This window comes from Desulfovectis peckii (assembly GCF_055391705.1).
Map to the genome: position 1 here is coordinate 1,493,025 of NZ_AP042409.1, position 12,322 is coordinate 1,505,346.

Below are 12,322 nucleotides of genomic sequence, written 5' to 3' on the forward strand. Positions count from 1 at the left end.
ATTATCTCCATTCTTACTTAATGCGGGACCGCCGAACAAACCAATAGAAAAATAATAATAAAATTCCTATTATCACTACAATGTCCAGCCGGTGAAACCATGGTTTTATAAGCTGCCAATTTTCACCCAATTTCAATCCCACATAAACTAACAAAATGCTCCAAGGAAGCGAGCCAAGAAAGGTATAAACGACAAACCTTTTAAAATTCATTTGGGCTATTCCGGCAGGCAAGGAAATAAAAGTGCGCACAACGGGCATCAGCCGGGTAAAAAACACCGTTGCCTCGCCATATCGGGCAAACCAGCGATCCGCTACAATTAGGTGCCTTTGGTTTATCCCGATGTATCTGCCGTACTTTATTAATAACGGCCGTCCGCCGTAATAGCCTAAGTAATAAGATATGATTGAACCGCAGGTACCGCCTACGGTACCGGCCAAAACCGCACCCCAAAAAGTAAGATGCCCAGCAGATACTAAATATCCGGCAAAGGGCAGAATCAGTTCGCTGGGCAGTGGAATGTTGGCGCTTTCTATTGCCATCGCAACCGCAACGCCCCAGTAACCGAGGCTGATGATGAAATCAGTAACCCAGGAAAAACTGCGTTCTATTATAGCATAAATCTCATTAAGCATTAATACACCTCCTATGTAAGCCTATGCATATGAAGCTTGTATTAATGCTCAGAGACAGTGATAACTTGCGGTTGGACACTGCATTTAAAACCTAATTTTGTTAAGTCTTCCACCGAAATATAACTTAAACCGTCAATCATGATGCTTTCCGATGAGGAAATAAATTTTTGTTGTTTTCCGTTGTTTATAATAATGCCGTTGCCTTTGACATCCCAATTAACTTCATAGCCAAAAATCTCCATTGTAGCCCGCAGCGGGAGATAATAAGTATTATTTTTTTGCAAAACTGAACTCGACATCAGCGGAAGCTCTTGGCCGTTTACATTAACGCTGTTTTTACCCACTGTATATTGTAGCGTATATTTAACGGTAGGTTTAAGCAGTTTTTGTGCGGCATACAATTCGGCACCCGGCGTCAAAACCGGCCGGTCAGGGTCTATACCTACACCGTCGATAAATTCCCCTTTCGGAAGTTTATATTTTGCCACGGTTAGCTTCAAAGCACCGCCGTTAGATAAATTATATATTGCTTGCACCGTGCCCTTACCATAGGTTTGACTGCCCACTAAAGTAGCCACACCGTAATCCTTTAGCGCTCCGCTTAAAATTTCTGCCGCACTGGCGGTGTTGCTGTTTACCAAAATCACTACCGGCATCTCTGCCGCCCAACCGGTACCGAATGTGCGATAAAATTCTTCCTCGCCGTTACGATCCACCAGGGCCACTACCTTTGTCCCGGAGGGTAAAAATTCACCGGCCATGCGCACCGCCGCCATTAGATAACCGCCGGGTTCATCTCTTAAATCTAAAATAAAGGCGCTAGCCCCTTGACTGCGTAAACTTTTTAAAGCGGCACTGAACTCCAAGGCCGTATTGCTGCCAAAGCTGTTAATATCGATATAACCGATATCATTATGTAATAATTCTGCTTCTACCGTCGGTATATCTACAACGGAACGGGTTAGTTTAGAGCTAAACTCCCGTTCACCGCGCTTTACGGTTAAAGTAACGGCAGTGCCCTTCTGCCCACGAATTTGCATTGATACTACACTGAGGGATTCTTGATAGGTGCTCTTTCCATCCACCGCAACGATCAAATCGCCAACCTTAAGTCCCGCCCGCTCAGCAGGGGAATTTTTGAAAATTTCCACAATCACAGGATAATCCCCTTGCATTTGTATGCTTACACCTATGCCTACATAGTCACCTTCCAAGGAATTTGAAAATTCCTCCAGCGACTCTTTATTCAAATATTCGCTGTGGGGATCGTTTAGGATGTTAAATATTCCTTCTATTGCCCCATTAACTAAAGTATCTAAATCCGGCTGAGCAACATGATTTTGCAGCGTTAAATCAAGCACCTCTTCAATAGTAATCGCTGCATCCACAAAATTATCGTCAGCAAAAGCAGGCAGGGCAAACAACAATGAAAAACAGAGAGTTATTAGCACAACATATTTACGCAGCAAAAAATCACCTCATATTCCCTTTGTTTAACAGTTAATTCGTTATTGATTTTGCGAATTCCTTCCAGGCAGGTATTACAGACAACAGTGGTGAAAATAATAAGAAAGATAAAATGAGGCAGGTGCTTTTTGTGTCACTGGATACCTTAGTAATAGTTGACGGCAACAGTTTAATCTATCGGGCCTATTACGCCATCCCCATGTTAACTACTTCCCGCGGATTGATTACCAATGCCGCTTACGGATTTACCAACATGCTTTTTAAAATTTTAGAAGAGGAACAACCCGGCCTAGTAGCCGTTGTTTTTGATAAAGGAAGGGTTACTTTCCGCACTAAAGAGTACAGCGAGTACAAAGCCAACCGGGCAGCCATGCCGGATGAACTGCGCCCGCAGCTCCCGATAGTAAAAGACATATTAAAAGCCATGCGCATTAAAACATATGAATTGGAAGGCTACGAAGGAGATGACTTAATTGGCACTATCGTGGCCAAAGCCGAACAAACCGGTCTTTCTACACTGATTGTCACCGGGGACCGGGATGTCCTGCAGTTGGTATCGCCGCGCACCAAGGTGCTGTTCACCCGCAAAGGCATCAGTGAACTAGAAATTTTTGATGAAGGTAAAGTATGGGAACGGTTTGGAGTGCATCCCAATCAGTTTACTGATTTTCGTGGGTTAACCGGCGACAGTTCGGACAATATTCCGGGAGTGCCGGGTATTGGAGAAAAAACCGCTGCCAAACTGCTGCAGCAGTATGCCACTATGGAAGAAATTTTAGCACACACGGCAGATTTGCCTAAGCGACAGCGGGAAAACTTAGAGAAATATCGGGAGCAGGCACTGCTGTCTAAAAAACTGGTTACCATTGAGCAAAATGTTCCCATTGATATAGATTTATCTGAATGTGCTTATAGTGGGCCGGATTATCCCAAAATGCTGGAACTGTTTTCTAAGCTGGAATTTAAATCCCTGATTAAAAAACTGGTTGCCGGAAACAACCGCTCAGACAAAAGAGACGCTAAGCAACAAAATGATTTGCCAAAGGTGGAAGCTTATAGTGTCGGTTACCAACGGGTTACTAAATCCGAGCACATAGAACAAATTAAACAGCAGCTGGCTACAGCCGACAGTATTGCCATTGCTTTGGAAGGCACCAAAGAAACCGGCTTATCTGCAGCAGCCTTGGCCGTCAATGACAAGCTCTATTATTTGCCGGTTGAAAACCAGCCGTCACTGTATCTGCCGTTGCTAAAAGAAATCTGCGAAAGCGAAACCGGTAAATTACTGCACAACGGCAAAGAAGCCATTTGGCTTTTGCACTGCCATGATATTGCCCTAAATAACTTAGCGTTTGACACCATGGTGGCCGCTTATTTGCTCAACCCCACTGCCAACAGCTATGATTTAGAAGAACTGGCACTGCAGTATCTGGGTACCGTGTTGCCCGGTCAAGGGGAAACGGCACTGCCGGCCAGGGCGGATGTGCTGCAAAAAATTCTGCCGCTGCTAAAAGAAAAACTTGCCGAACAACAAGAAGAACGCTTGTTTTATGATGTAGAGCTACCGCTGGTCAGCATACTGGCGCAAATGGAAATAGACGGGGTTGCGGTAGACAAATCCATTTTAGAACAAATGTCCGCTGAATTAGGCGAGCGTTTAGCCGCCCTGTGCCAAGAAATTTACGCTATTGCCGGTGAAGAATTCAACATTAACTCACCAAAACAGTTGGGCTATATTCTATTCGAAAAACTGAAACTGCCGGTAATTAAAAAGACCAAGACCGGCTATTCCACTGATGCCTCCGTACTGGAAGAACTGGCGGCAGAGCACGAAATTGTAACCAAGATACTGGAACACCGCCAATTATCGAAACTTAAATCTACTTATGCCGATGGCTTAAAAGCGCTGATCAACAAAAAAACGGGGCGTATTCACACGACACTGCACCAAACCGTTACCGCCACCGGCAGGTTGTCCAGTTCGGATCCCAACTTGCAGAACATACCAATTAGGTTGGAATTAGGCCGCAAAATTCGCCGGGTATTTGTACCCCGCCATAAAAATAACTTAATTGTCACCGCCGATTACTCGCAAATTGAGCTGCGGGTATTGGCCCATATTGCCGGAGATAAAAACTTTTTAGAAGCTTTTAACCGCGGTCAGGACATTCATGCCCGCACTGCCTCTGAGGTGTTTAATGTACCAATTGAACAGGTAACAGCGGAAATGCGCGAAAAGGCAAAAGCGGTTAACTTTGGCATTGTTTACGGCATCAGCGACTTTGGCCTGGCCAGAGATATTAAAGTCAGCCGGGCAGAGGCTCGCCGATATATCGACCATTTCTTTGCCCGCTGCCCCGGGATAAAAGATTATATCGATCGGACAGTGAAAGAAGCAAAAGAAAGGGGTTACGTCACCACATTGCTAAACCGCCGGCGCTACTTACCTGATTTGTTCAGCCCCAACCGCATGAAGCGCAGTTTTGGCGAGCGCACGGCAATGAATACCCCAATTCAAGGCAGTGCCGCGGACATTATCAAACTGGCCATGATTAGAATAGCCAAAGAGCTGCAAAAAAGGCAGATGAAAACCAAAATGATTTTGCAAGTGCACGACGAACTGATCTTTGATGCGCCAAAAGAGGAACTTGATACGCTGGTAGAAATCATAAAAGATTGTATGGAAAACGCCGTTACCCTAGATGTCCCCCTGGTGGTAGATATTAAAGCGGGGCCAAGCTGGTACGACACTAAAGCCATTAGTTTATAATAGATACGGGAGATGCAAGCATGCCGGAATTACCTGAAGTGGAAACGATTAAACGCTCATTAGAAAAAAAGATTACCGGGCAAACAATTGCAGATGTTGAAGTTTTCTACCCCAAAATTGTGCCAACCCACCGGCCGCATCAATTTAAAGAACAGTTGGTAGGACGCACTATCGAGAAACTCGGGCGGCGCGGAAAATACCTGCTGGTTCACTTAAGCGGCGGCTTCACATTGGTTATGCACCTGCGCATGACCGGCAGGCTGGTATTAATTAAAAACCGGGAACAGCTGCCAAAGTACACCCATGTTCTTTTTCGTTTAGGCAATCAAACCGTTCTTGCCTTTGCCGATATGCGCAAATTCGGTCGCATTAATCTTGTGTCTTCCGAGGAATTAAAGAACCTAGCGGGCTTAAAGGATTTAGGGCCGGAACCCCTGGGGGAAGAATTTACTTTAGAATATTTAACCAAAGAATTAAACCGGCGCCGAACAAAAATTAAGCCGCTACTGCTAGACCAAACTTTTGTGGCCGGCTTAGGCAATATTTATGCCGATGAGGCACTGTTTTTGGCCAAAATTCACCCGGAACGCCCGGCCGGTGATTTAAAACCGCAAGAGATCACCGCCCTATATCATGCTATAATTGAGGCTCTGCAGCAGGGAATTAATAACCGCGGCACCTCAATTAGCGATTATGTTGACGGCGAAGGCAACATCGGTAATAATCAAAATATGCTTAACGCATATAGTCGTGAAGGCGAACACTGCCCCCGTTGCGCAGCCATCATCACCCGAAAAAAGGTAGCCGGGCGCAGTTCATATTTTTGTCCGAAATGTCAAAGGCTGTAAGCAGTTAGAGTGATAATTAATATGCACCAAAACATTCTCGCTCCCATACCCTAAAAGCAAATGCAACAGTATGTGGGGAGTGAGATTGTTTGGAATTATTTACTATACTGTTATTTGCCCTAGCTTTAAACATGGATGCTTTAGCTACCGGTGTTGCTTACGGTATAAGAAAAATTAAAATACCCTTTACTTCCGTTATCATTATCAGCCTAATGTCTGTGCTGTCTATCACTGTTTCTATGCTTCTCGGCCGGTTCTTAGCAGACATGATATCGGAATCTTTTGCCCACCGTTTAGGCGGGATTATTTTAATCGGTATCGGCATTTGGGTGTTATATCAATCCTGGCAGGAAAGACATCTTTCAGACGGCAAACCGGCAGAACAAAAAACGCTAATGCAAATTCGCATTAAATCCTTAGGATTGGTTATTCAGGTACTGCGCGAACCTTCCAAAGCCGACCTGGATAAATCCGGTATAATCAGCCCCCGGGAGGCAATCTTGCTTGGCTGTGCTTTGGCCATGGACGCCTTTGGCGCAGGTTTTGCGGTATCTATGATGGGTTTTGATCCCGTCCTTACTGCCTCTGTAGTCGGTATTGGCCACATTTTGCTGACCTATATGGGCTTAGCTATGGGCAGCGGCTTTGCCGCATCCGCTATTGGCTGTAAAATGGCGGTATTACCCGGCTTTATTCTAATAGCGCTGGGATTATTTAAAATATATTAACCGTTACTAAGAAAAACAGCTTTTTAGGTGATTAATAATGGCCGTAATCGGATTAACCGGCGGTATTGCCAGCGGCAAAACTACCGTCAGCAATTATCTCGCAAAATTGGGAGCAGAAATTATTGACGCAGATATTGTAGCCCGGCAAATAGTTGCTCCCGGCAGTCCGGCATTAAAAGAAATTACCCTTGCTTTTGGGACAGGCATTTTACATGCTGACGGCACGCTAAACAGAAAAAAACTGGGTGAATTGGTTTTTAACAACCCGGCAGACTTGCAAAAATTAAATCAAATCACCCACCCGAAAATTTACGAGATTATAAAGCAAAAAATTAACCTTTACAAAAGTAATAATACCAGGCACAAACCACCGCTGGTTTTAGTCGCTCCTTTATTAATTGAAGTAGGATTGCACAAATTGGTGGACAAAGTGTGGGTAGTGGTAATTGATTTGCCCACCCAAATACAGCGAGTGATGGCCAGAGATAACATAAGCCGTGAACTAGCTTTAAAAAAAATCAACTCGCAACTCAGTAATGAAGAACGACTAAAATATGCCGATGCAGTTATTGATAATTCACGCTCTTGGGAGTATACCAAAGAACAAATCCTAAAGTTGTGGGCTCTGCACTGCAACTGTTATTAGCACTAAAATAATTGCATATATTTACCATAGTAATTATCATGGAGTGATCATATTGGCTCGCTTGGTCCGCCGACTTTTTATTTTAATATTATTATTGCTGCTGCTTTTTAAAGTTGATGACGTAGGAAGAAAGTTATATCCCTTTCCCTATCGGGAAGCAATTACCCACCACGCAATAGCCAATGACATTGATCCTTACCTGTTGGCTGCAATCATAAAAGTAGAAAGCAATTTTAACCCCAATGCCACCTCACCTGCCGGGGCCAAAGGCTTATTACAAATCATGCCGGAAACCGGCGAATGGATAGCCAATGAAATGGGAAAAGGGGACTTCACCACTGATCAATTATACGACCCGGAAACCAGTATAAAAATGGGCGCTTGGTATCTGGCCAATTTAAAGAAGGAATTTGTCGGCGATCATGCACTGTTACTGGCGGCCTACAATGCCGGACGCGGCAACGTAAAAAAGTGGCTGGAAGAAGAGCACTGGACGGGAGAAGAAAAAACAATTGATCAAATCCCTTTTCCGGAAACAAGACATTACATAAGGAAGGTATTATGGAACTATAAAGTTTATCAGTTCTTGTATGACGGCACATAGGCCCGTTATTTTAAGATTAATGCATTTGTGAGGCTTCTGATAAACATATAACAACAGCACAACAGGCTGCCGGAAGATATATTTTGCCATAGTAAACATGGACGAATGCGCAGTCACATATGTTTGACTTCTCTAGGGTTGACGCCGCCACTGAATAAAAAGCTCTTGCAGCGAAGACAACACTGTGCTATAATAACATTTGTCAGCGAAACATGTCGGAGTGGCGGAATCGGCAGACGCGCACGTTTGAGGGGCGTGTCCGAAAGGGTGCGGGTTCAAGTCCCGCCTCCGACACCAATAACCCTTAAAAACCACAGACTTTTCCGGATTTACCGGAAAAGTCTGTTTTGTTTTGTAGCTTATTATCTGCTAAGGGAGCGACTCCATGGCAGGGCTTGGTAAATTTTAGCTTTTCGCCGCGTTGACATACCCTCATTTTTACGGATATAATCAAGCCTCAGCCTAGCTTCATGGATGTACTGCTGGAGCTCATCATTAGTTAAGCCATTAATTTTGATCATATCAATGAAATTTTTAATAATATCTTCCTTCATGCCTAAATCATTTGGAAATTTTTCTTCGCACTGTTGTCTAATATCTAATGCCCGATGCATAAGTTCCATTGCTTCATAAATATTGGCTTCTATTCTTTTCTTAAACCTGGCACCGGCGTGAACCTGCTGTGGGGACGGTGCTTTTGGCAAGTCGTGGCAGTCTACCAGCCACAAGGAACGTCCCCGTGGCAGTTGCTGCTTATAAACAGTAACGAACTAGTAATCCAATAACTAGCCCAATGACAACAGAAAAAAGAAAGCGATTAATGATTTTATATGTAATTGCTGTGGCCAAACAACCGATAAGAACAGGAACTGAAACGCCTAATTGTCCATCAGTTGGTACCAAGATTTGTTTGATAACCAATGCGGCTATAATAGCCACCGGAACATAATTAAAATATAAACGCATGGTGGGACTCATTTCTCGCCCAGCCATCATTTCGAGGCCAATGATTCGTGATGTATAGGTAGAAACTGTTAATAGTCCGATTAAAATCCAGTGATTAAGCATTTTGTGATACCCCCTTCTTTAAATAAAGACCTACAAACGGTGATAAAACACCGGCAATAATGATAGTAAAGTCATTTCCGGGTACTAAATATTCAAGGCCAATGGCGATTAAGGCCGCAGTGAGGGCGGTAACAATTGCCGGTTTATCTTTTAGACTAGGGATTAGCAGTGCCACAAAGGTAATTGGAAACATTAGGTCTAGTCCCCATTTCATTGGGTCAATTTGGTTACCTATTAAAGCACCTATTGCTGAGGTAATAAGCCAAGCGGCATAGAACATACCGGTAACCACCCCAAAATATAGTGGGTCCGGTCCATGTTTTTTAAACCGGGCACTACCTAAAACAAAAGATTCATCAGTCACGCCATAAGCTAAAAACAACTTCCACTTTTTAGCCGGGGCTAAACCTTCAGCCAAAGCAGCACCGTATAACAAATTGCGCAAATTTAACAAAACCGAAGCAAATAAAATACTGGTCAGCGTTGCGCCCGCCATTAACATGGCCACTGTTACCATTTGTAACGATCCGGAAAACACAAACGCTGACATAGCCATAGTTTCAACTAAGGTAAAATCCGCTTGAGTGGCCAGTACACCAAAAGGTAGGCCGTAGCCCCCAATGGCAATGGCTAGGGGTAAAGCCTCGGTAAAAGCAGCTTTGATTGTGTTGATTTTTGTTACCATCTAAATAACAACTCCTCAACTGATGTAAAAGTGACGGTATATAAACTCTAGTCAATTATAATACACCGCAAGGTTGGGGATATATATATTGGCACAATTTCACAGTAAAATAAAAAGGGTGTGTCGCAAAACTACTTTTTAAAGTAGTTAGCAACACGCCCTTTTATTTTCTGCCTGTATTACAGCTTTCAATGCCTTGCTACCCAGTTATCCCGCCAGACTATGGCTAAAGTCGTCTTATTAATTCATTAAATGACCTTGTTTACTCTGTTCACCATTTATATTATCAAATAAACAACTAAAGATAAGTCATACTTTCTATTAACTATATCGCTAGTCCAACAACAACAACTCGCGATGTAAAATATCAATGAGTCTCTTTGCCATCTCTTTATCAAACTGTATTGACTGGCTTACTTTATCTGGCATAAGACGTTCAGATGTTCCATATGTATCAATTTGAAAATATTTCTTTCCATTAATTTCAAACACACTAAATGTTGCAGTAACAGGTTTATGAACATTGTTTCGGTTTTTTTCTATTCTGTCAAACTTGTCAGCAGTAATTAATGCCATAAAGTAACTTTCCCCCTACACCACACTCTTTATCTTATTAACTGCCATCGGGACGGTACTTTTGGTTAGTTTGGTTGTAGTAATGGCTTAAAGCAACCATAACAACTTGCATAGGCTTCTTCTCCTCCATACTCTCACCCATTTTTAATTGTCCCTTTTTTCCTCCCAAAGCCGTGTGCGTTCTTCAAAACTCACTTCTTTGTGTACCTGGTGCAGCATCCATAAATAGCCGAAAGGATCGCTAAATATGGCGTTTGATACGCCGTAATCAGGTATTTCTGTCACCGGTTGCACCTCGGTACAGCCGGCGTTAATTGCCTTTGAAAATGTTTCGTTGATGTCAGGGACAAGGATGTTAAACCATATAGTTTTGGGTTGATCTGGGGTCGGCGCTATCAGTTGGAATTTCGGGTTTTCATCCAACATATGAAAGCGCACACCATATAGGTTGAAAACAACTTCATTTTCACCTTTGGGGAAATCTGTAACCTCAACACGCTCGATATCAAATATTTTTTCGTATAATTCTAAAGCTTTCAAGCTGTCAGTAACAACCATATCAATTTCTACGCCGACCATTAGAAATCACTCCTTTATAGATCAGCTGCCATATTATTTAATCATAGCACAATTTTACTATCTTTAAGAAAAACTTATACAATGCAGTTTCAAAACTACATGATAATGTTCATATGATTTCTCTTTACGGAGCTTTATATCCTGAATCAAAGATTGTCTTCTAGTAAATAATAAGTGCAAAATAGGGGGTGGTTAATATTCACACAGTTAGCCATTTAAGGGAAGCCTTAAATCAAAAGGAGCAAGCACTTATTCAATATGTGCGGTATATGAGGGAATCGGAAGACAGTGAAAATCATGATATAGCGGCACTCTTTGCTGATTTAGCAAAAGCGGAGGAAAAGCATATCACCGTAATTAGAAATCAATTAGCAAAATATGCCGATAAAAATTTGCTTAATAAGTATGAAAGCATTAATGAGTATAATTCCCAGCACTCAACATACCGAGATGCACCCGAGCATTAAATATACTAAATCAATCACCTGCTATAAGAATCTCCTCCGGGGCCATAGCATGGTCACATACTTTTTAAAAAAACACCTGCCACAAGAACCGTCCCCGTGACAGGTGCGTATTAGTGCGGATAAATAGTTGCCGCATATGTAGGTCCGTCAGGGGTGTGGGCGTAGAATTGAACGGTTTTACCGTTTATATTGTAAGTAAGAGTGTAATCCCCCCAACCGGGATCCTGCATTTCACTAATTGGTTCACCCAAAATGTTTTTAATCTGGCGAAAATTCATTCCAAGCTGCACACCTAATAACTTCGATCCTTCTCCTAAAAATATACTACTGAAGGAACGTCACTGTTAAAAACAATTCTTGCATCGTTGTACTCAATAAATATGTATTCCATAGTGCCAACGTTACCAATATCATCGGTTACTTCTGTTATTTCCTTTTGTATCGGTTTTCTGGTTTGTTTTTGTACGGTGCTGATATCCTTGCCGGCCAAACTAAATAGCGGATCGTTGCTTAACAGTTCATCTCTGATTGCACTCTTAGCAGAGGCCAAATCATAGTACAGCTTGTTTGTTTTGCCGTCAATATACCATGTAACAGTGTCATGCGTAGACTTTTCAGTTAGGGTAAAAACTCTGCGGTCAAAAACATTTTCATAGTTAAGTTCTTTTATATTAAATTCGTTCAGTATGCCATCAAGAAATTCGTTATATACCGCACCGGTGTCAGCAGAAACATAGTAAGCGGTGGCTGCGCCTTTGCCTCCTAGGGACACTTGTTCAAATTTATAGAACTGCTTGTTGTTAATTGTTACGGTGTCTGTATAGCCTAAGCGGTAATCATTAATATCTATGTAACCCTGCTCTGCAATTTCATTAATTTTTTCCGGTTCATAATTGATTTCTTTGAATTTTAACAAGGCCTGAAACGCTTTACCTTCCGGGATTAATTCTGGTTCAGCCGCTTTTTCTTCCGCTGCTTGCCCAGTCTCTTTAGCTTTCTCTTTCGCAGATTTGTCTGCACCGGTAGATGAGTTTCCACAACCGGCCGCAAAAACCAAAACGGCTAAAATAGCTGCTACTAAAAAAAATAAATTTTTTTGTTTGAACATATCATGCCCTCCAATAAATCTAGTAATTTTTTCTCATAGCAAACTTCTTGAAATTAGCAGTATTTTCCTGCACAAAATTAAATTTAAAAACATTTTTAGACATTAGGTTAGTTAAAAATAAAAACGCTCCCCTAAAGGCAGC

Annotated in this window: 15 protein-coding genes and 1 tRNA gene; 7 read left to right on the forward strand and 9 right to left on the reverse strand. The window is 42.4% G+C overall.

Annotation, left to right across the window (positions count from 1 at the left end; genetic code table 11):
* Positions 1-13: 13 nt before the first annotated feature.
* A complete protein-coding gene (locus ACZ5NG_RS07400; protein ID WP_464251177.1) occupies positions 14-634 on the reverse strand; it encodes a DedA family protein in 621 nt (206 codons plus the stop codon).
* A gap of 41 nt (positions 635-675) precedes the next feature.
* Entirely contained in the window at positions 676-2,103 is a 1,428-nt protein-coding gene (locus ACZ5NG_RS07405; protein WP_464251178.1) for a S41 family peptidase, read from the reverse strand.
* 128 nt (positions 2,104-2,231) lie between these two features.
* Here ACZ5NG_RS07405 and polA point away from each other — a divergent pair, with 128 nt between their 5' ends.
* The 6 genes from polA to ACZ5NG_RS07435 all read left to right on the forward strand — a co-directional run bounded on the left by polA (position 2,232) and on the right by ACZ5NG_RS07435 (position 7,994).
* Positions 2,232-4,871 carry a DNA polymerase I gene (gene polA, locus ACZ5NG_RS07410; protein ID WP_464251179.1) on the forward strand — a complete coding sequence of 880 codons (2,640 nt, stop codon included), beginning with the start codon at positions 2,232-2,234 and terminating at the stop codon, positions 4,869-4,871.
* A 20-nt stretch (positions 4,872-4,891) separates the two neighbouring features.
* The gene (gene mutM / locus ACZ5NG_RS07415; RefSeq protein ID WP_464251180.1) at positions 4,892-5,719 is read left to right on the forward strand and encodes a DNA-formamidopyrimidine glycosylase; all 828 of its coding nucleotides are present in this window, start codon (positions 4,892-4,894) and stop codon (positions 5,717-5,719) included.
* Positions 5,720-5,808: 89 nt separating this feature from the next.
* Complete coding sequence (ytaF, locus tag ACZ5NG_RS07420) at positions 5,809-6,447, forward strand: sporulation membrane protein YtaF (RefSeq protein WP_464251181.1); 639 nt, start codon at positions 5,809-5,811, stop codon at positions 6,445-6,447.
* A gap of 37 nt (positions 6,448-6,484) precedes the next feature.
* Complete coding sequence (gene coaE, locus ACZ5NG_RS07425; RefSeq protein ID WP_464251182.1) at positions 6,485-7,093, forward strand: dephospho-CoA kinase; 609 nt, start codon at positions 6,485-6,487, stop codon at positions 7,091-7,093.
* A 52-nt stretch (positions 7,094-7,145) separates the two neighbouring features.
* Positions 7,146-7,697 carry a lytic transglycosylase domain-containing protein gene (locus ACZ5NG_RS07430; protein WP_464251183.1) on the forward strand — a complete coding sequence of 184 codons (552 nt, stop codon included), beginning with the start codon at positions 7,146-7,148 and terminating at the stop codon, positions 7,695-7,697.
* 214 nt (positions 7,698-7,911) lie between these two features.
* Positions 7,912-7,994 (forward strand) — tRNA-Leu (locus ACZ5NG_RS07435).
* Positions 7,995-8,059: 65 nt separating this feature from the next.
* On the opposite strand, the gene ACZ5NG_RS07440 is transcribed toward ACZ5NG_RS07435, so the two are convergent.
* The 5 genes from ACZ5NG_RS07440 to ACZ5NG_RS07460 all read right to left on the reverse strand — a co-directional run bounded on the left by ACZ5NG_RS07440 (position 8,060) and on the right by ACZ5NG_RS07460 (position 10,605).
* Positions 8,060-8,425 (reverse strand): hypothetical protein, encoded by a 366-nt coding sequence (locus ACZ5NG_RS07440; protein ID WP_464251184.1) that lies wholly within the window; start codon positions 8,423-8,425, stop codon positions 8,060-8,062.
* A gap of 25 nt (positions 8,426-8,450) precedes the next feature.
* A complete protein-coding gene (locus tag ACZ5NG_RS07445) occupies positions 8,451-8,765 on the reverse strand; it encodes an AzlD domain-containing protein (protein ID WP_464251185.1) in 315 nt (104 codons plus the stop codon).
* Positions 8,758-9,450 carry an AzlC family ABC transporter permease gene (locus tag ACZ5NG_RS07450; protein WP_464251186.1) on the reverse strand — a complete coding sequence of 231 codons (693 nt, stop codon included), beginning with the start codon at positions 9,448-9,450 and terminating at the stop codon, positions 8,758-8,760. The genes ACZ5NG_RS07445 and ACZ5NG_RS07450 overlap by 8 nt, the downstream gene beginning before the upstream one ends.
* A 333-nt stretch (positions 9,451-9,783) precedes the next feature.
* Positions 9,784-10,026 carry a methionyl-tRNA formyltransferase gene (locus tag ACZ5NG_RS07455; protein WP_464251187.1) on the reverse strand — a complete coding sequence of 81 codons (243 nt, stop codon included), beginning with the start codon at positions 10,024-10,026 and terminating at the stop codon, positions 9,784-9,786.
* A gap of 144 nt (positions 10,027-10,170) precedes the next feature.
* Complete coding sequence (locus ACZ5NG_RS07460) at positions 10,171-10,605, reverse strand: VOC family protein (RefSeq protein ID WP_464251188.1); 435 nt, start codon at positions 10,603-10,605, stop codon at positions 10,171-10,173.
* Positions 10,606-10,793: 188 nt separating this feature from the next.
* Here ACZ5NG_RS07460 and ACZ5NG_RS07465 point away from each other — a divergent pair, with 188 nt between their 5' ends.
* Positions 10,794-11,072 (forward strand): hypothetical protein, encoded by a 279-nt coding sequence (locus tag ACZ5NG_RS07465; protein WP_464251189.1) that lies wholly within the window; start codon positions 10,794-10,796, stop codon positions 11,070-11,072.
* A 110-nt stretch (positions 11,073-11,182) separates the two neighbouring features.
* Here ACZ5NG_RS07465 and ACZ5NG_RS07470 read toward each other — a convergent pair whose 3' ends face one another.
* Together ACZ5NG_RS07470 and ACZ5NG_RS07475 are read right to left on the reverse strand one after the other, a co-directional pair.
* Positions 11,183-11,350 (reverse strand): hypothetical protein, encoded by a 168-nt coding sequence (locus ACZ5NG_RS07470; RefSeq protein ID WP_464251190.1) that lies wholly within the window; start codon positions 11,348-11,350, stop codon positions 11,183-11,185.
* A 35-nt stretch (positions 11,351-11,385) separates the two neighbouring features.
* The gene (locus ACZ5NG_RS07475) at positions 11,386-12,180 is read right to left on the reverse strand and encodes a hypothetical protein (RefSeq protein ID WP_464251191.1); all 795 of its coding nucleotides are present in this window, start codon (positions 12,178-12,180) and stop codon (positions 11,386-11,388) included.
* Positions 12,181-12,322 lie beyond the last annotated feature (142 nt).